Origin of the sequence: Nonomuraea sp. MG754425 (genome assembly GCF_021699195.1) — a bacterium.
Classification (GTDB): Bacteria; Actinomycetota; Actinomycetes; order Streptosporangiales; family Streptosporangiaceae; genus Nonomuraea.
In genome coordinates, this window is record NZ_SSXE01000043.1 from 1 (window position 1) to 22,798 (window position 22,798).

Here is a 22,798-nt window from a genome sequence, read left to right on the forward strand (position 1 = left end):
CGGTGCAGCCCGTCCAAGGCCGGCCACCTGTGCAAGGCCATCGCCGTCCTGCAGAATCACCGAGTTTCGCAGGCGGCGTGAGGATGAAAAGCGTTCACTTATGCCTGCGGCCACCGCCATTCTCCTTCGCCTTGAATCGTTGCTTTGAAGGGGTATGTGCGGTGGCCGCGCTAGCGTGTATACGGCCTCAATCGGGCCAGCCTGCAGAAGTGGCAATAGCCTGCGCCGGGCCCCACAGGCAGAGTGGGCACATAGGGCTCCCACGCCACAGGGCCGGCGGACTATGCGGCGAAGATCACCTCGCCTGTGATGCCGTTGGTCACCGCTTGTCTGGTCCGTGCTACGCGTTTCGTCGTAGCACATCTGGAGTGGCGAGTTACCGCAATGGTGACGGCCATCGCGCATCCCTTCGAGGGCCTGGTCGAGATCGAAGGAGAAACAATGCGATGGCCGTCGGCATCATTGTGACGCCTGCGCACGGTGGGGACGCAGGCGTTCGAGGATTGGGAACCCCGGCTTTATGGCGACGTTCGCGTCTCCCGGTACGACACGAGCGGGCAGGGCGGCAGGTCCGGTTCGGCTCATGGGAGGAATTACCACTGAGGTACGCCCCAGCCAGGAGGTGAGCCTCAAAGCGCCCCCTGAGCGCGGCGCCCGCCGCTGCGAACGTCGGCGTCACCGCGAACAGGGCTGAGCGGGCGGGAAGCACTGTCGGTCCGCAGGGTGCCGTCCGGACCTGCTGGAAAGGGTGGCCCGGGCCGAAGGGGTAGGCCCGGGCCACGACGGTGGGGCGCTGCTACGAGTACCGAGTGCGGGCCCTGTCTTGCGGCCGGAGGCGAGTGAGGCCCGGTCGCGACTGCGCGCGGGTGGCAGGCCGGGCCCTCCGGCGAGGGCGGGGACTTCAGGAGTCATGTTGTGAGCTCCAGGTGGTGGCCCGGGTCATAGCGATCGATCGCGTCCGTGTCATGCATGGGTGACGGCCACCGCGACGGATCCTTCGAATGGTGTGCAATCCAAAGAGAAGGAGGGCAAGCGATGGCCGCGAAAACAGTGTGGCACCGGCGGTGACCGGCGCGCAGGCGATTGCCATCGGGGACCCCTACTTATTCCAAGCCATGGGCGAAGCGTTGAGGTCATTCTCGGGCCCATGCGGGGTGACGTACGGCAAGTGCGGCTACGGGCGGAACAACTACTGAAATGGGTTCAACGGCCGCTGTCGGGGAGATATTCGTACGGGGTCGATCGAGTGCCGCGGCAAGTGCTGTGCTCAGATGACACTTGCTGGCGGAACCAGGCAGGTCCGACCATTACCCCTGCCTCGGATGAACGGGCGCGGCCTGATGCCGCCGACCCGTGGAACACGACCCCGCGAGCACTTTAAATCCTTTATGCGGCAGTCGTGTGGGACCCGGCTCTGGGCGGCATTGATAGAGCCGGGAACTTGTGCGGTTCGGACTGAGGACTGAGCTTGTTCTTTATCGTCCAGATTGTTGTGCCGAGGGGCGGGTTGATCGTTTCGCGGACAGCAAGACGGCCTTGAGTGATCATGTGCGGTGTCGAGTCGCTGCCGATCACTACAAGGCCGTGAGGGTGAGTCTGCTGAACGATGCCGCCTGTGTCGAGTCCTCAAGGGTGTTGTCCCGGTTCCGGAAGGACGTCTACGCGTGCCTTCGCGCGCGGGGCGATGCGTTGTTCGAGTTGACCGACGCGCTGTTGTGCGCGCCGGGGCCGGTGCACTCGCCGGTGGATCTGTCCTTGTCGGCGGAGTATCGGCGCGGGCACGGCGCCTTGTACGGCGGGCTCAACCACGGCCGGATCGACGTGGAACAGTTGCGTGAAGTGCTGGCCAGGCTGCCGTTACCGCGCTGGCCGGATGGCCGCATCGTGCTGGCGGTGGATGTGTCGCCATGGCTGCGCTCGGACGCCGCCTGCTCGGCCGAGCGGCTGTTCTGCCACGTGTACGGCCGGGCCAAGAGCGCCTCCCAGTTCATCCCGGGCTGGCCGTACTCGTTCGTCGCGGCGCTGGAGATGGGCCGCAGTTCGTGGACGGCGCCGCTGGACGTGGTGCGACTGGGGCCGGCCGACGACGCCACCGCCGTCACCGCCGCCCAGATGCGCGGGGTGATCGAGCGGCTGATCGCCGCCGGCCAGTGGCGCAGCGGGGACCCGGACATGCTCGTCGTGGCCGACGCCGGCTACGACATCACCCGCCTGGCCTACGCCCTGCGTGACCTACCTGTCGAACTGCTCGGGCGCATCCGTTCCGACCGGGTACTGCGCCTGCCCGCCCCACCACGGCTGCCGGGAACCAACGGGCGGCCGCCCAAGCACGGCGACGAGTTCGCCCTGGCCGACCCCGCCACCTGGCCCAAGGCCGCGGTGACCACGGTCACCGACACCACCCACTACGGCAAGGCCGAGACCAGCGCCTGGGACCGGCTTCACCCCCGGCTCACCCACCGCGCCGCCAGGCCCGGCCCCGGACGCCCACCCGGCATCCCCAACCGCCGGCCCGCACCCCACTACGACGTCGGCAAGACCGTCAAACGCGGCCGCACCCTCGCAGTACTACAACAGTCCGGAGGATAAAGAACAAGCTGAGGAAATCGCGAAGGGTCGGCCCCGGATCGATTCAGGTGGTTCGCTCTCTTTCGACATGGTCCTTTCAGGAAGGAGCACCCTCTGGTCTCGCTGGTGCACATAGGAACTGTATCCCATGCGTCTCTCATGGTCTACATCACGTATGGCTACGGTCACCAAACGTCTACTTTAGGCAGGCATGTACGCTTTCGTCTATAATCCCGGCGTGCTAGATCGCGAAGGCCCCGTGCCCATCTACAAGCAGGTCGCCGACCTGGTCCGCGATCAGATCGAACGCGGAGAGCTCAAAGCCGGCGATCCCGTACCCAGCGAGGCGACTCTCGAGAAGACGTACGACATCGCCCGGACCACCGCGCGGCGGGTGGCGCGGGAGTTGCGAGAGCAGGGGCTGGCGTACACGATCCAGGGCGAGGGCACGTTCGTGGGCCCGCCCGGGACACCTCGGTCGCCCAGGAAGTTGCCGGTTTATCAGAAGATCGCCGCGGAGATCATCGAACGCATCCAGCGGGGCGAGATCCCGCCGAACAGGGCCATTCCCGGCGAGAAAGCGATGATGCGGCAATATGGCGTCGCAAAGGTGACCGCCCGGCAGGCCGTCTCGCATCTCCGGGATCTGGGCTGGGTGTTCACGGTGCCATATCGGGGAACATACGTGGCCGACCCCGAAAAATGGCCCATAAACCAGGGCTCCTGATTACCCTTCCGATGACCGCGCCGTTGGATATCCTTGGTGCGTGCTGAATCGCGAGGGTGACACCTATCTTTATCTCCAGATCAGCGACGTCCTCAGGTCACGTATCACCGCGGAGCTCTCGCCCGGAGACCTCGTGATCAGCGAGGCGGAGATACAGCGGGAGTTCAAGGTCGCGCGTACCACCGCGCGCAGAGCGATCCGGGTGCTGCGAAACCAAGGACTGGTGCATACCAGGCAGGGCGAAGGGACATTCGTCAACGCTCCCGGACAGTCAGGGCCCTTGGGGCGGCAGTCGCCCTTCTATCGGTATATCGCCGGTGAAATCCGGGAGCGGATAAAGCGGCAGGAGTTTATGTCGCGGCAGCAGATTCCGAGTGAAGTGGTGCTGGTGCGCGAGTACGGCGCGGCGCGCGAGACCGTACGGCGGGCCATCGCCCTGTTGCGTGAGGAAGGGTGGCTCTACAGCATTCCGCATCGCGGGAGTTACGTCTCGCCCGAGGAGCAGTGGCCGGCCTGAGGCGGGGCGGGGCGGCGGCTTGGGGCCGGTCCTGGACAGCGAACCCGACTGGCGATCGGGCCCACGTGAGGTGACAGGCCGGCTAAGGGGCCGGCCTTCTCGTTTGACGTGGCCGGTTGACCGGCGGCCGGCCCGAAGTGGCGGGCCGGCTCAGGGTCCATCTGGAGCGGAGCGTCCATTCACGGCCGACCGGTGCGAAGGGGCAGACCGAAAGAACGACAGACGTGCGACCGGTTGAGCGCCCGATCGTGCCGGTGGCCGGTTGGTGCAGGAGGTCAGAAGACCGGGATGATCTCCTCGGGGTCGATGAAGCTCACCTCCACCCCCTCCAGGTCCAGTTCGGGAATGGCCGGGAACGCGATTCCCCACCGCTCCACGATCGCGCGGATCCTGGCCATCGCCACCCGCCAGTTCTCCGCCTGCTCCTCGTACGACAGCACGCCCAGCCCCGCCTGCCTGGCGTGGTCCATGAGGACGCGGTGGTTGGGCAGGAAGTACGGCGGAAGCTCCCAGAAGCCCTCGGGCGGCTCCCAGAGGATCATGCTGAGGAAGACGAAGCCCGCCCTGAGCTGGCGGGTGATGAGGGCGCGGGTCTCGTCGGTGAGGCCCGGCCACTCGTTCTCCAGGATCGTCATGCAGATCTGCAGATGCCGGGACTCGTCGCGGCCGATGCGCCGGAACATCTCGCTGAAGACCGGGTGCCGCGTACCCGAGGACATTCCTCGGAACAGGGTCGATGCGGCCATCTCCCCCATCATGAAACTCGTGAACAGCACCGGCAGCGAATATCTTCCGACGGCCGAGGTGTAACCGGTCCAGTAGCGTCCGCCATTGTGGTAGAGCCAGCCGATGTTGTTGTGCGCGGCTGATTCGAGGTCGTCGGACGGGGTCCAGTCGAGCGGGCCGCCAGGCCAGAGTCTGGCGATGGTGCGCTGGCAGCATTCTTCGTGGTTCATCTCGTCGCGGGTGATCGAGAAGAAACACTTCCGGACCGGGTCCTCCTCGTGCTTCTCGAATGCCTGAATGGTGGCCCGCGCGAACACGGCCGGCCCGGAGGCGTCGAAATTCGCCAGGACCGAGAACCAGTACATGATGCCCAGGCGCTGTTCCCGGGTGAAATCCTCGGGATTCAGGTCGTCCCAGGGAAGGTCGGCGGGGTTCCAGACCACGCGCTTGGACTTCTCGTAGATGGCGGCGAGCTTCTCCGTCTCGACCCGCCATTCCATGGGATAGATGTTGGGCTGCGGTATTTCCGGCGCAGGCCAGAAACCGCCCTCCGGGATTGTGACGTCCGCCATCGGTGTGACACCTCCACTCCCATCCTGTGGTGCGACGTCACGGCTTTCAAGTACGCGCGCGCTGGGTGACGGCAACACATACGAGCACGGCCAGCGCCGCCACCAGGGTCGCGGGGCCGAATCGTTCGCCCATCAGGAACCAGGCCCAGACGAGCGTCAGCAGGGGCTGGGTGAGCTGGGTCTGGCCGGCTCTGGCGATCCCGCCTCTGGCCAGGCCCGCGTACCAGGGGATGAAGCCGAGGAACATGGAGATGACCGACACGTAGGCGAAGCCCGCGAGAGCCTGCGGGCTGAGGGTGATGGGGGTGGTGAGGGCGAGGACGGCCGTGACGGGGGCCGTCAGGGGGAGCGAGAGAACGAGGGCGTACGAGATGACCTGCCAGCCGGGGGTGTGCCTGGCGAGGCGTCCGCCCTCCGTGTAGCCGACCGCCGCCGAGAGCAGGGCGGCCAGCAGGAGGAGGTCGGGCCAGGAGGGTCTGCCCTGGTGCTGGACGAGGGTGAACGCGGTGATGGCGGCGGCTCCGGACGCGCAGGCCGCCCAGAACAGGGGGCGAGGGCGTTCCGAGGCGCGCAGGACGGCGCAGGCGGCCGTCGCGGCCGGGAGGAGGCCGATGACCACGGCGGCGTGCGCGGTGCTGGAGCCCAGGTCCAGGGCCAGGCCGCTGAAGACGGGGAAGCCGACGACCACGCCCAGCACGATCAGGGCGTAGGAGGGCCAGTCCGCCCTGGGGGGAATGAGCGGGCGTTTCGCGGCTTTCAGGCAGGCCAGGGCGATGACGCCCGCCACGGCGGCCCGGCCGACCGCCACCAGCCACGGGTCGAAGCCGCGCATCGCGTAGACGGTGGCCGGGAAGGAGCCCGAGAACGCCAGGACACCGAGGAACGCCAGCCCCGTGCCCCCGCCTGGCGCCCATCTCGCGCGCCGGACCGGCGCCGGTTCCGCTCCCGCGCCCCGGCCCGGTCCTGGCCTCGCGCCGTGCTCCGGTGACGCTCCTGAGGCACGGCCGTCGCGTGATCCGGGGTGGCGGTGCGACTCGATCAGGCGGTCACCGGGGTGCTCAGGGTTCCCCGATCGATCGCCCCCGCGGTGACCGATCTGCGCACCGCCATGGCGGCCAGGCTGCTCGCCGTCGCGGTGATCAAGGCGCCCGCCGTCGCTGTGGTCAAGGCGCTCGCCGTCGCGGTACTCAAGGTGCCCGCCGCCGCGGTGGTCAATGTGCTCGCCATCGTGGTGGCCAAGGCGCTCGCCGTCGCGGTACTCAAGGTGCCCGCCCTCGCGGTGGTCAATGTGCTCGCCATCGCGGTGGCCAAGGCGCTCGCCGTCGCGGTAACCAGGCTGCTCGCCGTCGTCAAGGTGCCCGCCGTCGTGGTCATCGCCCTGGTGGAGCCCGTGCGGCGCGTGCGCCCCGTCCGGACGGCCGGGCGCGTCGAGAGTCTCGGGGAGCGCTACTCCGCCACCATCAGTAGCGCTATTCTCATCTTTCATGAACAACGATAGCAGTATCGCCCAGATCGCCGCGATACTGCGCGAAGAGGCCGGGCGGCTCGGCCCGGGGGCCCGGCTTCCGTCCAGTCGCGAGATCATGCGCCGGCACAACGTCAGCCCCGTCACCGTCTCCAGGGCCATCGGCCAGCTCGCGGCGGAGGGCCGGGTCGTGACGAAGCCGGGCAGCGGCGCTTTCGTGACCCAGCGCGCCGGCCGCGCGCAGGACGCTCCCGACCTGTCCTGGCAGACCGTCGCCCTGGGCGACCGGGTGGTGGACGATCGGCCGGTGTCGACGCTGCTGGAGTCGGCCCCCGAGGGGGTGGTGCCGCTCACCGGCGGATATCTGCGGCCGGGCCTGCGCCCGGACAGGCAGCTCGCGGTGGCCGCGGCCCGCGCCGTCCGCAGGCCGGACGCCTGGGCCATGCCTCCCCTGACGGGCCTGCCGGAGCTGCGGCGGTGGTTCGCGACGCAGGCCGGGGGCGACGTGACGGCGTCCGACACGATCATCGTGAGCGGCGGGCAGGCGGCTCTCACGCACGCGTTCAGGGCGCTCGCGGCCCCCGGGACGCCGGTCCTGGTCGAGACGCCCACCTACCCGGGCGCGCTGGCGGCGGCCAAGGCGGCCGGGCTGCGCGCCACGGCCGTGCCCATCGATCGCGACGGCGTGCGTCCCGAACTGCTCGCCGAGGCGTTCGCCGTCACCGGGGCGCGGGTGTTCTGCTGTCAGCCCACCCTGCACAATCCCACGGGCGCCACGTTGCCGCCTGAGCGCAGGGAGCAGGTGCTGGAGGTGGCCAGGGCGGCGGGGGCGTTCGTGGTGGAGGACGACTTCGCCCGCTACCTGACCCCGCAGCCGCCCCCGTCGCTGGCGTCCATGGACCGGCACGGCACCGTGGTGCACATCGTCTCGCTGACGAAGATCCTCTCGCCGAGCATGCGGGTGGCGGCGGTCATCGCCAGGGGTCCGGCGGCGCACCGGCTGCGGGCCGGTCAGCTCGTCGAGTCGTTCTTCGTGGCGCGTCCGCTGCAGGAGACGGCGTTGGAGTTTGTGGGGTCCCCGGCCTGGCGGCGGCATCTGGCGGCGGTGCACGCCGAGATCGCCACCCGTCGCGACGCGCTGGTGGCGGCCCTCGCCGAGCACCTGCCGGACGCCGAGCCGCACCTGCTGCCCGCCGGCGGGCTGCACGTGTGGGTCCGGCTGCCCGCCGAGGTGGACGAGAGCGCCCTGGTGGAGGCCGCGAGACGCAACGGCGTGCTGGTCAGCCCCGGACGGTTGTACTACCCGTCGGAGCCGCCCGGGCCGCGGCTCCGGATCACGCACATGGCCGCCGCCCACGTGGCCGAGCTCCGGGAGGGGGTGCGCAGGCTCGCCGAGGCGATGGCGACCCTGACGACCGGCCGGTAGGCGGCCAGGCGACCGGCGGACACCAGACCGTTCGCGATCACGGGCAAGTAGAGTGACGGCATGCCGTTCCCCGCGGAGCTCGTCCGAGACTTCGTGAACACGTTCGACGTCGAAGCCCAGGCAGACGAGCTGTCCTCCCCCGCTGAACTGGCCCGCTGGCTGTGCGAGCGCGGGCTCGCCGGCCCCCACGACCGGGCCGGCGACGACGACCTCCAGATCGCGCACGCCCTACGCGAGGGCCTCAGGGCCGCGCTCAGGCGGGAACCGGCCGAGCTCCCGGAGTTGCCGCTGCGGGTCGTGGCGCGGGAGGAGGGGCTGGAACTGGACCCGGCGGTGGACGGCGTACGCGGCGCTCTCGCCCGCGTCGCGGCGGCGGCCATGGGCGCGTCGTGGGACCGGCTCAAGGTCTGCGCGGAGGAAACGTGTCAGTGGGCGTTCATCGACTCGTCGAAGAACCGTTCCCGCTCGTGGTGCTCCATGCGGGTCTGCGGCAATCGCACCAAGACACGCGCTTACCGGGCGAGGAAGCGGGGTTCGCGTCGTCTGCAAGGCTCAAACACCGATACGGTGTAACTCGTGCCTTGTGGCACTGAACGGCAGGCGAAGGAGCGGGCCGAGATGGCAGACGTAGGCGTCCGGGCGGCCCGGCGCGAGGATGTGCTCCAGGTTGCGAATTGTCAGATCCGCGCCTGGCGCTACGGCTATCGGGACTTCCTCCCCGAAGGCCCACTCGAGCAGATGACCGGCGCGGCGGCCGAGAAGATGTGGCTGCGCCAGTGGGACGAGGCGATCGTCGCCCCGCCCAGCCCCATGCACCGGGTGCTGGTGGCGGTGGAGACCATCCTCGACACCGAGGGCTTCCCCGCCCTGGGCGCGGGCGGCAGCGCCGCCCTGGTCACGCCCCGTGGCGGCGAGCGCGTCGTCGGGCTCGTCTCCCATGCCCCCGCCGAAGATCCCGATCTCGACCCCGGCCGGGTGTCCGAGATGCTGACGCTGCTGGTCGACCCCGACTTCGTCCGCCGGGGGCACGGCAGCCGCCTGCTCAACGCCACCGTCGACTACATGCGCGAGGACGGCTTCCGGCAGATCGTCACCTGGGTGTTCGCGGAGAACTATGCGATGCTCGGCTTCCTGGAGTCGGCCGGCTGGGGCGAGGACATGGCCGAGCGGGTCCTCGACATGGGCCGTCCGGTCCGGATGATCAGGCTCACCACAGACATCAGCTAGAGGTAGAACGACTCCATGGCAACCTCCGCCCAGTGGATCGCCGGGGCCCGCCCGCGCACGCTGCCCAACGCCGTCGTCCCCGTCATGGTGGGCACCGGCGTGGCCGTCGGCGAAGGCGGCTTCGTGTGGTGGCGGGCGATCCTGGCGCTGCTGGTGGCGCTGACGCTGCAGGTCGGGGTCAACTACGCCAACGACTACAGCGACGGCGTCCGCGGCACCGACGACGAGCGGGTCGGCCCCATGCGGCTGGTGGGCTCGCGTGCGGCCACGCCGCGGCAGGTACTGACCGCCGCGCTGGGCTGCTTCGCGCTCGCCGCGGTGCTCGGGCTGGTGCTGGTGCTGGTGACGCAGGCGTGGTGGGTGCTGCTGGTGGGGGCGGCGGCCATCGCGGCGGCGTGGTTCTACACCGGCGGGAAACGCCCGTACGGGTATCGCGGCCTGGGCGAGGCGGCCGTGTTCGTGTTCTTCGGGGTCGTGCCCGTGGTCGGCACGGCGTACGTGCAGACCGAGCAGTTGAGCTGGGCGGCGCTGTTCGCGTCGGTGCCGGTGGGGCTGCTGTCGTGCTCGATGCTGGTGGTGAACAACCTGCGCGACGTCGGCACGGACGGGCAGTCGGGCAAGCGCACGCTGGCCGTGCTGCTGGGGGCCGAGCGCACCCGCACGCTGTACGTGGCCTGCCAGGTGCTGCCGTTCGCGGTGGCGCTGGCGATGGTGCCGATCACGCCCTGGGCGGCGCTGGTGCTGCTGGCCGCGCCGCTGGCGGTCGGCCCCGTCAAGACGGTGCTGGGCAGGGCGGTGGGGCCGGCCCTCATCGGCGTGCTGCAGCAGACGGGCAAGCTGCAGATGGCCTACGGGACACTCTTCGCCGTGGGGCTCGCGCTCATCTTCTAAGGTGAGACGGTGAAGGATTTCATCGCCGGGCTGCCCAAATGCGAGCTGCACCTGCACATCGAGGGCACGCTGGAGCCCGAGCTCAAGTTCGAACTGGCCGCGCGCAACGGTCTCGAGCTCCCCTACGCCACCGTGGAGGAGATGCGCGCCGCCTACACCTTCGACAGCCTGTCCTCGTTCCTGACGATCTACTACGAGGGCATGCGGGTGCTGCGCACCGAGCCCGACTTCTACGACCTGGCCATGGCCTACCTGCGCAAGGCCTCCGCGCAGAACGTCCGGTATGCGGAGATCTTCTTCGACCCGCAGGCGCACACCTCGCGTGGCGTGCCGTTCGACGTGGTGATCAGGGGGTTGCGGCGGGCGCTGATGGACGCGCACACGCAGCTCGACGTGCGGGCCCAGCTCATCATGTGTTTCCTGCGCGACTTCCAGGCCGAGTACGCGATGGCGACGCTGCTGGAGTCGCTGCCGTACAAGGAGTGGATCGCCGGGGTGGGGCTCGACTCCGACGAGCGGGGCAACCCTCCGCGCAAGTTCGCGGCGGTCTACGAGCGGGCCAGGCAGGAGGGTTACCTGCTGACCATGCACTGCGACGTCGACCAGGACGACGCGATCGAGCACATCCGGCAGGCCGTCGAGGAGATCGGCGTCGACCGGATCGACCACGGCGTCAACATCCTGGAGGATCAGCGCCTGGTCGACACGGTACTGGCCCGCGGCATGGGGCTGACCTGCTGCCCGATCTCCAACGGCTACGTCACCGACTCGATGAAGGCCGAGGGCATCCGCAAGCTGATGGACCTGGGCGTGCGGGTCACGATCAACTCCGACGACCCGGCGTACTTCGACGGCTACGTACGGGAGAACCTCCTGGCCCTTCATGACGCGCTCCAGCTCACCCGCGAGGAACTGGCCCAGCTCCAGCGCAACGCGTTCGAGATCACCTGGCTGCCCAGGCAGCTCAAGGACGCCTATCTCGCCGAGGTGGACGCGTACGTCTCGTGACGGCGTCCCTGAGCCGCTAGCCTGAAGGCATCCGAACGATCGCGAGGGATCGTGGTGAACCGGCCGAGCCTGCCCACCGGCATCGAGGAGTTCGAGCGGGCGCTCACTGAGTGTGTCACCATCGCCGACCGGGCGATGCCGGACTTCGTGGTGCTCAGCATCGCGCTGTGCGACGACGACAACGACGTCCGCACCGTGGCCGCTTCGCAGCGGCGGGCCGAGCTCCTCGACGGGTTGCAGCGGGCCCTGGAGCAGGGGCCGGTGCTCGACGCGATCGACTCCGGCGCGCCGGTGACGGCCCTCGACCTGGTCGCCGACGACCGCTGGCCGCGCTTCCGGACGGCGGCGCCGGAGGTGCGGGGGGTGCACTGCGAGCCGCTGACGTTCGAGGGCGGGCTGCTGGGGGTGCTCACCGTCTACTCGGACCTGGCCCACGGCTTCGCCGAGGAGGTGTGGGTGGCGGTGCGTCTCACGGCGGCGCACATCGGCGTGGTGTTCCGCACGGCTCTCGACGCGGCCCGCATGCGCGAGGTGGCGGCGCAGCTCAAGGAGGCGCTCACCACGCGCGCGGTCATCGATCAGGCGCTCGGGATCGTCATGGTGCAACGCCGGTGCACGGCGCGGGAGGCGTTCGAGATCCTCCGCCACGTCTCCCAGGACCGCAACGTCAAGCTGCACCAGGTCGCCGCCTCGATCGTGGAGAAGGTGAGCGGCGAGCCGCCCCAGCGCTCACGTTTCCAGGAGCCGCCGCAGCGCACCGCCGGCCGCGGCTGACCGGCGGCAAGGGCCCTGTGACCCGCTGCGGGCCTCCGCAACCCGGCAGAAGACCGACGTGCGAAGAGACTCACGGGACGCGGCGCATCACGACGCGGGGCGCGACCTCGATCCCCAGGTCACGCTCGTGCCGGACGATCTCCCGCAGCTCCGGCCCCCACTCGGCCTCGGGCAGCACGGTGAAGCCGTGCCGCGCGTACCACGGGGCGTTCCAGGGCACGTCGCGGAAGGTCGTCAGGGTGACGGCCGCCGCCCCCGCGGCCCTCGCGTGGTCGATCACGGCCGCCATCAGCCGCCCGCCGATGCCCTGGCGCATGCTGGCGGGGCGCACGGCGAGCTGTTCGAGGTGCAGGTTCCCGTCCACCCAGCCGACCAGCGCGAACCCGGCCGGTGGTGTCCCCTCGACGAGCACCGCGCCGGGGTCGGCCACCTCTTCGATCTGGGTCGTGCCGGGCGGGAAGACGATGCCCACCTGCTCGAAGAGCCCGTCGGCGGCCAGTTCCACGGCCACCAGACCGGGCAGATCATCCTTCTCGGCCCATCGCACCATGGCGACACGATCTCATGTTTCGGGCGGATCTCACCGCTCGTATTAGGGTTGATGATCGTAGGCCCGGCTGTGCGGAGCCGGGGCCCTCTCCTCACGAGGTGCCCACGCCCGGCCGTCGGGCGTGGGCATGTCGTGTCGGCTCATCGTGTGCCGGCTCATCGTGTGCCGGCTCATCGTGTGTCGGCTCATCGTGTGTCGGCTCATCGTGTGCCGGCTCATCGTGTGCCGGCTCATCGTGTGCCGGCTCAGAGGTCGAGCAGCGGCTCCAGCCCGATCGTGAGGCCCGGCAGCCCGCCCACCCGGCGCACGCCGAGCAGCACGCCGGGGGTGAACGCCGCCCGGCTCATCGTGTCGTGCCTGATGGTGAGCAGCTCGCCGTCGCCGCCGAGCAGCACCTCCTGGTGGGCGATCAGCCCGGACAGCCGCACCGCGTGCACGTGCACGCCGCCGACGTCGGCCCCGCGTGAGCCGTCGAGCGCCGTGGTCGTCGCGTCGGGCATGGCGTCCAGCCCCGCCTTGGCGCGCGCCTCGGAGACCAGCTCCGCCGTGCGCCGGGCCGTGCCGGACGGCGCGTCGGCCTTGTTGGGGTGGTGCAGCTCCACGATCTCGACGGACTCGAAGTGGCGGGCCGCCTGCTGCGCGAAGTGCATCATGAGCACGGCCGCGATGCCGAAGTTGGGGGCGATCAGGCAGTTGGCGCCGGGGCCGGCCGCCAGCCAGCCGCGTACGGTCGCCAGCCGCGCCTCGTCGAACCCGGTCGTGCCCACCACAGGGTGGATGCCATGGCCGATGGCCCATTCGAGGTTGCCCATCACCACATCGGGATGGGTGAAGTCGACCACCACCTCGGCGCCGTCGAGCCCCTCGATGGAGTCGTCCTTGTCGAGCGCGGCCACCAACTCCATGTCGGTGGCCGCCTCGACCGCCTTGCACACCTCGACGCCCACACGCCCCTGGGCGCCGAGCACACCTACCCTGATCACAGAGGTGAGCCTATCCCAACGGCGAACCCGGAGCTCAGCGGATGGCGTCGCCGAAGTCCTTGTCGCCGTACGGGCCGATCACGGCCAGCGTGAGCGGCCGCTTGAGCACGTCGCGGGCCACCTCGGAGATCTCGTCGGGGGTGACGGACTCGATGCGCGAGAGCACCTCGTCGACCGACATCAGCTCTTCGTAGACCAGCTCGTTCTTGCCGATGCGGGACATCCGCGAGCCGGTGTCCTCCAGGCCGAGCACGAGCCCGCCGCGCATCTGCCCCTTGCCGCGCATGATCTCGTCGGCGCTGAGGCCCTCACTCACCACCCGGGACACCTCGTCGCGGCAGATCTTGAGCACGTCGTCGATCTTCGACGGCAGGCAGCCCACGTAGATGCCGAACTGGCCGGTGTCGGCGTAGGCCGAGGTGTAGCTGTAGGCGGAGTAGGCCAGGCCGCGCTTCTCCCTGATCTCCTGGAACAGCCTGGACGACATGCCGCCGCCCAGCGCCGCGTTGAGCACGCCGAGCGCGAACCTGCGCTCGTCGGTGCGGGCCAGGCCGGTCGTGCCGAGCACCAGGTTGGCCTGCTCGGTGGGCCGGTCGAGCACCACCGCGCGGGAGTTCGTCTCGGCGCCGGGGCCGCTGGTGCGCGGCGGCGTGAACTCGGCCGGGCCGCCCAGCGCGCCCGCCCGCTCGTACGCCCGGGTGACCAGCTCGACGACCTCTTCGTGCCGGACGTTGCCCGCGACGGACACCACCGTGGCCCGGGGCCGGTAGTAACGGTGGTAGTACTCGGCGATCCGCTCCCGCCCGAGGGCGTTGATCGACTCGACCGTGCCCAGGATGGGCCGGCCGATCGGCGAGTCGCCGTAGAGCGCCGCGGCGAACTGCTCGTGCACCACGTCGGACGGGTCGTCGTCGTGCATCGCGATCTCTTCGAGGATCACGCCCCGCTCGGACTCGACGTCGTCGGCGGTCACCAGCGAACTGGTCACCACGTCGGCGAGCACGTCGACCGCGATCCGCAGGTCCTCGTCGAGGACCCGCGCGTAGTAGCAGGTGTACTCCTTGGCGGTGAAGGCGTTGATCTCACCGCCGATGCCCTCGATCGAGGCGGAGATCTCCATCGCGTCACGCGTGGGTGTGCCCTTGAACAGCAGGTGTTCGAGGAAATGGGTGGCCCCCGTGTGCTCGGGGGCCTCGTCACGCGAGCCGATGCCGACCCACATGCCGACCGCGACGCTACGCACGGTCGGCATGGTCTCGGTCACCACGCGCAGCCCACCCGGGAGGACGGTGCGCCTCACGACCCCGGCTCCGTCCTTGCCGGGGTGCAGCGTGGTCGTCGTCACGAGTTCCGGTCGTCTCCCTCAGCACCGCGGGTGCGGGTGCGGGTGCGGGTGCGGCGCGGACGCTCGGGCTTGTCCTCGCCGGCCCCAGCGGCGGCCCCAGCGGCGGCCTCGGGCTGCTCGGACCCGTCGGCGGGAGCCTCGCCCTTCGCCTCCTTCTCGGCGGCCTCCTTCTCGATGACCTCGACCGGCACCAGCGAGAGCTTGCCCCGGCCGTCGATCTCGGCGATCTCGACCTGGATCTTCTCGCCGACGCCCATGACGTCCTCGACGTTCTCGATGCGCTTGCCGCCGTGCAGCTTGCGGATCTGCGAGACGTGCAGCAGGCCGTCCTTGCCGGGCATGAGCGAGACGAACGCGCCGAAGGCGGCGATCTTGACGACCGTGCCCAGGTAACGCTCGCCGACCTCCGGCATGTGCGGGTTGGCGATGGCGTTGATCGCCGAACGGGCGGCCTCGGCGGAGGGCCCGTCGGTGGCGCCGATGTAGATCGTGCCGTCGTCCTCGATGGTGATCTCGGCGCCCGAGTCGTCCTGGATCTGGTTGATCATCTTGCCCTTCGGGCCGATGACCTCGCCGATCTTGTCGACCGGGACCTTGATCGTGATGATCCGCGGCGCGGTCGGGTTCATCTCCGCCGGGGAGTTGATGGCCTCCTGCATCACGTCGAGGATCGCCAGGCGGGCGCCCTTGGCCTGCTTGAGCGCGCCGGCCAGCACGTGGGCCGGGATGCCGTCGAGCTTGGTGTCGAGCTGCAGGGCGGTGATGACGTCCTTGGTGCCGGCGACCTTGAAGTCCATGTCGCCCATGGCGTCCTCGGCGCCGAGGATGTCGGTCAGCGTGACGTACGAGTCGCCCTCGCCGATCAGGCCCATCGCGATGCCCGCGACCATCTCCTTGAGCGGCACACCGGCGTCGAGCAGCGCCATCGTGGAGGCGCAGACCGAGCCCATCGAGGTGGAGCCGTTGGAGCTGAGCGCCTCGGAGACCTGCCGGATCGCGTAAGGGAACTCCTCACGCGTGGGCAGCACCGGGATCAGCGCCCGCTCGGCCAGCGCGCCGTGACCGATCTCGCGGCGCTTGGGCGAGCCCACCCGGCCGGTCTCACCGGTGGAGTAGGGCGGGAAGTTGTAGTTGTGCATGTAGCGCTTGGTCCGCTCGGGGTTGAGCGTGTCGATGACCTGCTCCATGCGCAGCATGTTCAGGGTGGTGATGCCGAGGATCTGCGTCTCGCCGCGCTCGAACAGCGCCGAGCCGTGCACCCGGGGCACCACGTGGACCTCGGCCGACAGGGCGCGGATGTCCTTGGTGCCGCGGCCGTCGATGCGGACACCCTCGTTGACGACCCGCTCGCGCATGAGCTTCTTCATGACCGAGCGGAAGGCGCCGCTGATCTCCTTCTCGCGGCCCTCGAACTCGGGCAGGAGCTTCTCGGCGGCCAGCGCCTTGACCTTCTCCAGCTCGTTCTCGCGCTCCTGCTTGCCGGCGATGGTCAGCGCGGCGGCCAGCTCGGTCTTGATCGCGGCCTCGACGGCGGCGTAGGTGTCGTCCTGGTACTCGAGGAAGACCGGGTACTCGGCCGTCTCCTTGGCCGCGACCCGCGCGATGCGCGACTGCGCCTCGCACAGCACCTTGATGAACGGCTTGGCGGCGTCGAGACCCTGCGCGACCGTCTCCTCGGTGGGCGCGACCGCGCCCTCGGCGACCAGCTTCAGCGTGTCCTTGGTGGACTCGGCCTCGACCATCATGATCGCGACGTCGCCGTCGTCGAGCACGCGGCCGGCCACGACCATGTCGAACGTGGCCCGCTCCAGTTCGGGGTGCGTCGGGAAGGCCACCCACTGGCCGTCGATCAGGGCGACGCGCACGCCGCCGATCGGGCCCGAGAAGGGCAGGCCGGCGAGCTGGGTGGACAGCGACGCGGCGTTGATGGCGACCACGTCGTAGAGGTGGTCGGGGTTGAGCGCCATGATCGTGGCGACGACCTGCACCTCGTTGCGCAGGCCCTTGACGAACGACGGGCGCAGCGGCCGGTCGATGAGCCGGCAGGTGAGGATGGCGTCCTCGGACGGACGGCCCTCACGCCGGAAGAACGAGCCGGGGATGCGGCCCGCGGCGTACATGCGCTCCTCGACGTCCACCGTCAGCGGGAAGAAGTCGAACTGCTCCTTCGGCGCCTTCGAGGCGGTGGTCGCCGCGAGTACCATCGTGTCGCTGTCGAGATACGCGACGGCGGAGCCCGCCGCCTGCTGCGCGAGCCGACCGGTCTCGAACCGGATCGTGCGCGTGCCGAATGAGCCGTTGTCTATGACGGCTTCAGCGGTGTGGACACCCTCCACGGGGGACCTCCTTGTGGTCGGTCTCCCGCGCCCTTTTCTCACCGGCACCCTCGTTAGGTGCAGCGCCGGTCTTCGATCGAAGCGCCCGGTCAAGTGTGTTTGTTACCGGAAGCCACTACCGAGGACCGGCCCGCAGGCGTCGCGGGTCGCATGGTGCTGAGCGGACGCGGGGGCTGTGTGTCTCGGATCTTCAGTTGTACGCCAGGCGCGCGGCTGATTCACGCCGCCACGCTCCCGGCGGTGGGCCCGGAACCCGGGCCCGTATGGGTCCTACCCCATATGAGAAGGGAGCGGCGCGGACGCCGCTCCCTTTCATGCTATCGGCGCAGGCCGAGGCGCTCGATGAGCGTCCGGTAGCGCTGGATGTCGACCTTCTGCAGGTACTTCAGCAGCCGACGCCGGCGACCGACGAGCAGAAGCAGGCCACGACGGCTGTGGTGGTCGTGCTTGTGCGTCTTCAGGTGCTCGGTCAGCTCGCTGATGCGCTTGCTGAGCAGCGCGATCTGCACCTCGGGCGACCCGGTGTCGCCCTCGGTCGTCGCGTACTCACCGATGATGGTCTTCTTGGCAGCGGTGTCGAGGGACACGGCTCTCCTTCAATTTACGGACACGCGCGAATGAGATGAATGCGCGAACGACCGTGCGTGCCTACAGTCGCCGCGTGAAGGCCGTCATGGGCAGCGCGCGGCGCTACCGCTACAGAGCCGACACGCAAGGCTACCACCTCGTGTCCGGTGCTCGGACGCGCCGCTCACCGTGCCCGCGTGTCGCCTCGATCCGAAGATCTCGCCATTCTTTACCCGCCGTGTCCTCACGCGCCGTGGCCGGCCGACGCCCGGGTCAGGCGGCGGGTGGCGTCGACGTCGGCGTGGATCTGGGCGATGAGCGCGTCGATCGACTCGAAACGGGTGTTGCCGCGCAGCCGGGCGGCGAACTCCACCGCCACGTGCACCCCGTAGAGCTCCAGGTCGTCGCGGTCCAGCGCGTACGCCTCCACCGTGCGCGGCACCCCCTCGAACGTCGGGTTGGTGCCGACCGAGATCGCGGCGGGCCAGCGCTCCCCCTCGTACACGCAGGGCAGGTTGCCCACCGGCACGCACTCCAGCCACCCCGCGTAGACGCCGTCGGCCGGGATGGCGGTGTACTGGGGCGTCTCGACGTTCGCGGTGGGGAAACCGAGCTGGCGTCCGCGCTGGTAGCCGCGCACGACCACGCCCTCCACCCGGTGCGGACGGCCCAGGAGCGCCCTGGCCCGCGCGACGTCGCCCTCGGCCAGCAGTTCCCTGATCGAGGTCGAGGAGACGCCGTCGAGCAGGGGCACGGCCTCCACCTCGAACCCGTACGTCTCGCCCAGCGTCCGCAGGGTCTCGACGTCGCCCTTGGCGCCCTGTCCGAACACGAAATTCTCCCCCACGACGACGATCTCCGCCCGCAGCCGCTCGGCCAGCACGCTCTGGGCGAACTCGTCGGGGGTGGCCCGCGACAGCCCGAGCGTGAACTCGACCACGTCCACCTCCGTCACCCCCAGCCCCTCCAGCAACTCGGCCCGCCGCCGCGCGTTGGTCAGCCGGTGCGGGTGCGAGCCCGGCCGCACGACCTCGTCGGGATGCGGCTCGAACGTGACCACCACGCCACGCAGCCCCCGCTCACGGGCGACGGCCACGGTCCGCCCGGCCACCCGCTGGTGCCCGCGGTGGACGCCGTCGTACACGCCGATGGTGACGGCAGACCTCTCCGAACCCTGCACGCTGAGCCCCATTCGCTCGTCCGCGGATCAACCCGTACAAGCCTGCCATGCACGGCGGCGTTCCCTCCAATCGAGGGGGCTATCATCGGGCATCATGCCTCGTTACGCGCTTCTGATCCTGCCTGCCTTCAACCGGGTCTACGGCGAGAGCTCCATCCGGCTGACCCGCGCCGAACTGGCCGTCTTCAGCGCGCGTGCCCTGGAGGGCGAGGTGCTCGACAGCGACGAGACCCGCATCGGCGGCGTGCCGTACGTGACGTTCGAGACCGCGCACCCGCTGAGCGAGCCCGACGTCCGGCTGCTGTCGAACCTGTCCTCCGTCTACGCCGTGTTCGGCCTCGAAGGCGACCTGCTCCGCCCTCTCGACATGCGCCCGCGCGACCGGCTGAGCAGCGATCTGATCACGATCCAGAAGTACGCCGGCAAGACCAACGAGCACTTCACCAAGCTGCTGCTCAACGTCACCGCGCTGGCCGGGGAGAAGGGTCTCGGCGACGGCCTGACCGTGTTCGACCCGCTGTGCGGCCGCGGCACCACGCTCAACCAGGCCCTCATGTACGGCTACGACGCCTACGGCATCGACGTCGACACCAAGGACTTCGAGGCCTACTCCGTCTTCGTGAAGACCTGGCTGCGCAACAAGCGCCTCAAGCACACCGCCGAGACCGTGCCGGTGCGCCGCGAACGCGCCCTGGTCGGGCGGCGGCTCAACGTCACCTTCGGCCTGACGAAGGAGGCCGTCAAGGCCGGAGACGTACAGCACCTGGCCGTGGTGAACGCCGACACGCTCAAGAGCCGCGAGTTCTTCAAGCCCCGCTCGTTCGACCTCCTGGTCACCGACGCCCCCTACGGCGTGCAGCACGGCAGCAAGGGCGGCGGCGGGCTGTCGCGCAGCCCGCTGGAACTGCTCGGCAGGGCCGTGCCCGGCTGGGCCGAACTGCTGCGACCCGGCGGCGCGATGGGCATCGCCTGGAACACCTACGGCGGCAAGAGCGCCGACCTGGCCAGGATCCTCACCGACGCGGGTCTCGACGTGATGGACTACCCCGACTTCGAGCACTGGGTGGACCAGGCGATCGTGCGCGACATCATCGTGGCCCGCAAGCCCCGCTGAGTCAGCCGGCGAACACCGCGAGCGGCCTGGCCACCCGGCCCTGCTCCGCCACCAGCGCCAGCAGCTCGCCCTCGGGCCCGAACACGCCGATCGGCCCGTCACCCAGCCCGGCCGCGGGCAGCCGCCCGCCGTGCCCGATGACGCGGGCCTCCTCGGCCGTGACGTCCCTGCGCGGGAACGCCGCCGCCACCGCCTGCCCGATCGGCAGGATCACGCACTCCTCGGCGAGCTGCTCGATGCTCCTGGCCAGCGACAGGTCGTACGGCCCCACCCGGGTGCGGCGCAGCTTCGTCAGGTGCCCGCCCACCCCGAGGGCGGCCCCCAGGTCGCGGGCCAGCGAGCGGATGTAGGTGCCGCTGGAGCAGGTCACGACCGCGTCCACGTCCACGACGTCGCCCGCGGCCCGGATGTCGAGCACGTCGAAGCGCCGCACGGTGACGGGCCGGGCCGCCAGCTCGACCTCCTCGCCCGCGCGGGCCTTCTTGTAGGCCCGCTCGCCGTTCACCTTGATGGCGCTGACCTGCGGCGGGACCTGCATGATCTCCCCGGTCAGCGCGGCGACACCCTTGTGCACCTCGGCCGCGGTGACCTGCGCCGCCGACGCCGTGGCGATGACCTCGCCCTCGGCGTCGTCGGTGTTCGTGCGCACGCCGAGCCGGATCGTGGCCTCGTACACCTTCTCCGTCAGCGTCAGGTGCCCCAGCAGCCGGGTCGCCTTCTCCACGCCGACCACCAGCACGCCGGTGGCCATCGGGTCGAGCGTGCCCGCGTGCCCCACCCGGCGGGTGCCGGCGAGGCGGCGCATCTTGGCCACCACGTCGTGGGAGGTCCACTCGCCCGGCTTGTCGACGATGATCAGACCGCTCTCGGCCATCTAGGAAACCTTCCGCAACTCGCGCCGGAACTTCGCCATGGTCTCCTCCACGGTGTCGTACGAGGTGAAACCGGCCGCGTTGTGATGGCCGCCGCCGCCCAGCGCCGTGCACACCGCCGCCACGTCGATCGTGCCCTTGGACCTGGTGGAGACCTGCCAGTCGCCGTAGTCGTCCTCCTTGAGCACGACCGCGACCTCGGCCTCGTCGGTGCGGCGCACGATGTCGATGACGCCTTCGAGCTCGGAGTACGGCAGCCCGTACGCGGCCCGGTCCACCCGCGACACGTACGTCCAGACCAGCCCGCCTTCGAGGGTCACCCGCTCCAGCGCGTTCGCCAGCACCTTGAGATAGCCGAACGGGGAACGGTCCCACAGCTCGCGGGCGATCTCGTCGGTGCGCAGCCCGGTCGCCACGAGCCTGGCCGCCATCTGGTGCACGGCGGGCGTGGTCGAGGAGTAGCGGAACGATCCGGTGTCGGTCACCAACCCGGCGTACAGGCAGATGGCGATGTCCCGGTCGAGCCGTCCGCCGAGCCGGTAGAGGAGTTGCTCGGCCAGCATGGCCGTGGCCGCCGCCTTGGCGTCGATGAGGTCGAGCGTGCCGAACCCCGAGTTCGACGGATGGTGGTCCACCACGATGACCTCGCGGGCCGAGGCCGCGTTGGCGCCCAGCAGCCCCACCCGCTCGAACGTCGAGCAGTCGAAGACGATCATCAGCTCGGGCGCCGGCGGATACTCCTCCGGCGGCACCAGCATCTCCTGCCCCGGCAGGAACCGCAGCAACCTGGGCACCGCGAAGTGCCGGTCGCCGAACGACGCCACCACGCGCTTGCCCAGCGAGCGCAGCACGAACGCCACCGCCAGCATCGAGCCCAGCGCGTCGGCGTCAGGGGTCACATGACAGGCCAGCGCGACCTCGTCGCTCCGGCCGATCAGCCGCAGCGCCCGATCCCACGACGGCTCGGGGATCGGACAGCCGTCCGCCGGACGCCGCCCCGCGCCGGCCGGGCTGTCGGCACGGTCGCGCACGTCGGGCGTCACGCCTGATCGTCCCTGCGGCTCTCTGGACCGGCTTCCGCGCGGACCTCCTGGCCGGCCTCGCCGTCCTCCTCCTCTTCGGGCTTACGGTACGGATCGGCCTCGCCCGCGTAGGAGGCGGTCTCGGCCTGCCGCGCCACCTCGGCGTCACGCGCGCGGGCGACGTTGATCAGGTCGTCGAGGTGACGCGCGCTGTCGGGCAGCGGGTCGTGTTTGAACGTCAGCGTCGGCGCGAAACGCACACCGGTCTGGCGGCCCACCTCCGAGCGGAGGATGCCCTTGGCACTTTCGAGAGCGGCGGCACTGTCGGCCCGCTCGGCATCGGAGCCGAACACCGTGTAGAACACCGTCGCGTCGCGCAGGTCCGCGGTGACGCGGGTGTCGGTCACGGTCACGAAGCCCAGACGCGGATCCTTGATCCGGCGCTCCAGCATCTCGGCAACGATCTGCTGGATGCGGTCGGCGAGCTTGCGCGCTCGTGCGGCATCCACCATGTTGGCTCCCCCTCACGCACGACCTGGCCGTGCAGTCGTTCAGTCTTCGTCGTTGTAGAGCCGGTGCCGGGCCGACAGCAGCTCGATCTCGGGTCGGAAGGCGACCATCCGCTCGCAGGCGTCCAGCAACTCCTTGCAGTTACCCGCAGAGGAGGAGACCACCGCCACGCCGACCTCCGCCCTGCGATGCAGGTCGAGGTGGCCGGTCTCAGCCACCGCGATGCTGGGATAACGGCGCTGCAACTCGGCGATCAGCGGCCGTACGACAGAGCGCTTCTGCTTCAGCGATCTGACGTCGCCGAGCAGGATGTCCAGGGTCAGAGAACCCACATACATCGTTGGTAACCGCCGCTTGACCTGGGGTGTGAGCACGACCGGCCCGCTGCGGCGGGGAGCAGGCCAAGGCGTGCGAGAGG

The 22,798-nt window shown here is 69.9% G+C and carries 23 protein-coding genes; 11 read left to right on the plus strand and 12 right to left on the minus strand.

The window, feature by feature from the left end:
* The first annotated feature begins 1,632 nt into the window (after window positions 1-1,632).
* The 3 genes from FAF44_RS17085 to FAF44_RS17095 all read left to right on the plus strand — a co-directional run bounded on the left by FAF44_RS17085 (window position 1,633) and on the right by FAF44_RS17095 (window position 3,812).
* Window positions 1,633-2,589, plus strand: a complete 957-nt coding sequence (locus FAF44_RS17085; protein ID WP_308193333.1) for a transposase — start codon at window positions 1,633-1,635, stop codon at window positions 2,587-2,589.
* Between the two features lie 190 nt (window positions 2,590-2,779).
* Window positions 2,780-3,295 (plus strand): GntR family transcriptional regulator, encoded by a 516-nt coding sequence (locus tag FAF44_RS17090; RefSeq protein WP_237104160.1) that lies wholly within the window; start codon window positions 2,780-2,782, stop codon window positions 3,293-3,295.
* 40 nt (window positions 3,296-3,335) lie between these two features.
* The gene (locus FAF44_RS17095; protein WP_237104161.1) at window positions 3,336-3,812 is read left to right on the plus strand and encodes a GntR family transcriptional regulator; all 477 of its coding nucleotides are present in this window, start codon (window positions 3,336-3,338) and stop codon (window positions 3,810-3,812) included.
* A gap of 275 nt (window positions 3,813-4,087) precedes the next feature.
* On the opposite strand, the gene FAF44_RS17100 is transcribed toward FAF44_RS17095, so the two are convergent.
* On the minus strand, window positions 4,088-5,038 hold the full coding sequence (locus FAF44_RS17100; protein ID WP_237104162.1) for a hypothetical protein: 951 nt from the start codon (window positions 5,036-5,038) through the stop codon (window positions 4,088-4,090).
* A 118-nt stretch (window positions 5,039-5,156) separates the two neighbouring features.
* Window positions 5,157-5,999, minus strand: coding sequence for a DMT family transporter (locus FAF44_RS17105; RefSeq protein ID WP_237104236.1), 843 nt, complete (start codon window positions 5,997-5,999; stop codon window positions 5,157-5,159).
* Window positions 6,000-6,131: 132 nt separating this feature from the next.
* On the opposite strand from FAF44_RS17105, the gene FAF44_RS17110 reads away from it, so the two are divergent.
* From FAF44_RS17110 to FAF44_RS17140, 7 genes are read left to right on the plus strand one after another with little or no spacing between them, the layout of a single operon-like run.
* Window positions 6,132-6,608: a hypothetical protein gene (locus FAF44_RS17110; protein WP_237104239.1), complete on the plus strand. Its 477-nt coding sequence runs from the start codon at window positions 6,132-6,134 to the stop codon at window positions 6,606-6,608.
* On the plus strand, window positions 6,595-8,001 hold the full coding sequence (locus FAF44_RS17115; RefSeq protein ID WP_237104163.1) for a PLP-dependent aminotransferase family protein: 1,407 nt from the start codon (window positions 6,595-6,597) through the stop codon (window positions 7,999-8,001). The genes FAF44_RS17110 and FAF44_RS17115 overlap by 14 nt, the downstream gene beginning before the upstream one ends.
* Window positions 8,002-8,061: 60 nt before the next feature.
* Window positions 8,062-8,574 carry a CGNR zinc finger domain-containing protein gene (locus FAF44_RS17120; RefSeq protein WP_237104164.1) on the plus strand — a complete coding sequence of 171 codons (513 nt, stop codon included), beginning with the start codon at window positions 8,062-8,064 and terminating at the stop codon, window positions 8,572-8,574.
* Between the two features lie 45 nt (window positions 8,575-8,619).
* A complete protein-coding gene (locus tag FAF44_RS17125) occupies window positions 8,620-9,228 on the plus strand; it encodes a GNAT family N-acetyltransferase (protein WP_237104165.1) in 609 nt (202 codons plus the stop codon).
* A gap of 15 nt (window positions 9,229-9,243) precedes the next feature.
* Window positions 9,244-10,119 (plus strand): 1,4-dihydroxy-2-naphthoate polyprenyltransferase, encoded by an 876-nt coding sequence (locus FAF44_RS17130; protein WP_237104166.1) that lies wholly within the window; start codon window positions 9,244-9,246, stop codon window positions 10,117-10,119.
* Window positions 10,120-10,128: 9 nt separating this feature from the next.
* Window positions 10,129-11,127, plus strand: coding sequence for an adenosine deaminase (locus FAF44_RS17135; RefSeq protein WP_237104167.1), 999 nt, complete (start codon window positions 10,129-10,131; stop codon window positions 11,125-11,127).
* Window positions 11,128-11,181: 54 nt separating this feature from the next.
* A complete protein-coding gene (locus FAF44_RS17140; protein WP_237104168.1) occupies window positions 11,182-11,901 on the plus strand; it encodes a GAF and ANTAR domain-containing protein in 720 nt (239 codons plus the stop codon).
* Window positions 11,902-11,971: 70 nt separating this feature from the next.
* Here the strand turns inward: FAF44_RS17140 and FAF44_RS17145 are convergent, their stop codons facing one another.
* The 6 genes from FAF44_RS17145 to FAF44_RS17170 form a co-directional block, all read right to left on the minus strand.
* Window positions 11,972-12,451, minus strand: coding sequence for a GNAT family N-acetyltransferase (locus FAF44_RS17145; RefSeq protein ID WP_237104169.1), 480 nt, complete (start codon window positions 12,449-12,451; stop codon window positions 11,972-11,974).
* A 245-nt stretch (window positions 12,452-12,696) separates the two neighbouring features.
* Complete coding sequence (dapB, locus tag FAF44_RS17150; protein WP_237104170.1) at window positions 12,697-13,434, minus strand: 4-hydroxy-tetrahydrodipicolinate reductase; 738 nt, start codon at window positions 13,432-13,434, stop codon at window positions 12,697-12,699.
* Window positions 13,435-13,468: 34 nt separating this feature from the next.
* Window positions 13,469-14,779, minus strand: a complete 1,311-nt coding sequence (locus FAF44_RS17155; protein WP_237104171.1) for a pitrilysin family protein — start codon at window positions 14,777-14,779, stop codon at window positions 13,469-13,471.
* The gene (locus FAF44_RS17160) at window positions 14,776-17,115 is read right to left on the minus strand and encodes a polyribonucleotide nucleotidyltransferase (protein WP_237104172.1); all 2,340 of its coding nucleotides are present in this window, start codon (window positions 17,113-17,115) and stop codon (window positions 14,776-14,778) included. Before FAF44_RS17160 ends, FAF44_RS17155 begins: the two co-directional genes overlap by 4 nt.
* Window positions 17,116-17,432: 317 nt before the next feature.
* On the minus strand, window positions 17,433-17,702 hold the full coding sequence (gene rpsO / locus FAF44_RS17165; protein ID WP_237104173.1) for a 30S ribosomal protein S15: 270 nt from the start codon (window positions 17,700-17,702) through the stop codon (window positions 17,433-17,435).
* 224 nt (window positions 17,703-17,926) lie between these two features.
* Entirely contained in the window at window positions 17,927-18,874 is a 948-nt protein-coding gene (locus FAF44_RS17170; protein ID WP_237104174.1) for a bifunctional riboflavin kinase/FAD synthetase, read from the minus strand.
* Between the two features lie 82 nt (window positions 18,875-18,956).
* Between FAF44_RS17170 and FAF44_RS17175 the strand changes: the two genes are divergently transcribed.
* Window positions 18,957-19,976 carry a TRM11 family methyltransferase gene (locus FAF44_RS17175; protein ID WP_237104175.1) on the plus strand — a complete coding sequence of 340 codons (1,020 nt, stop codon included), beginning with the start codon at window positions 18,957-18,959 and terminating at the stop codon, window positions 19,974-19,976.
* 1 nt (window position 19,977) lies between these two features.
* Here the strand turns inward: FAF44_RS17175 and truB are convergent, their stop codons facing one another.
* Genes truB through FAF44_RS17195 form a run of 4 tightly spaced genes read right to left on the minus strand, consistent with a single transcriptional unit; the run spans window position 19,978 to window position 22,718 of the window.
* Window positions 19,978-20,850 carry a tRNA pseudouridine(55) synthase TruB gene (gene truB / locus FAF44_RS17180; protein ID WP_237104176.1) on the minus strand — a complete coding sequence of 291 codons (873 nt, stop codon included), beginning with the start codon at window positions 20,848-20,850 and terminating at the stop codon, window positions 19,978-19,980.
* Window positions 20,851-21,891, minus strand: coding sequence for a bifunctional oligoribonuclease/PAP phosphatase NrnA (locus FAF44_RS17185; protein ID WP_237104177.1), 1,041 nt, complete (start codon window positions 21,889-21,891; stop codon window positions 20,851-20,853). It lies immediately after the preceding gene.
* Entirely contained in the window at window positions 21,888-22,382 is a 495-nt protein-coding gene (gene rbfA, locus FAF44_RS17190) for a 30S ribosome-binding factor RbfA (protein WP_237104178.1), read from the minus strand. The genes FAF44_RS17185 and rbfA overlap by 4 nt, the downstream gene beginning before the upstream one ends.
* A gap of 39 nt (window positions 22,383-22,421) precedes the next feature.
* Window positions 22,422-22,718: a DUF503 domain-containing protein gene (locus tag FAF44_RS17195; protein ID WP_237104179.1), complete on the minus strand. Its 297-nt coding sequence runs from the start codon at window positions 22,716-22,718 to the stop codon at window positions 22,422-22,424.
* Window positions 22,719-22,798 lie beyond the last annotated feature (80 nt).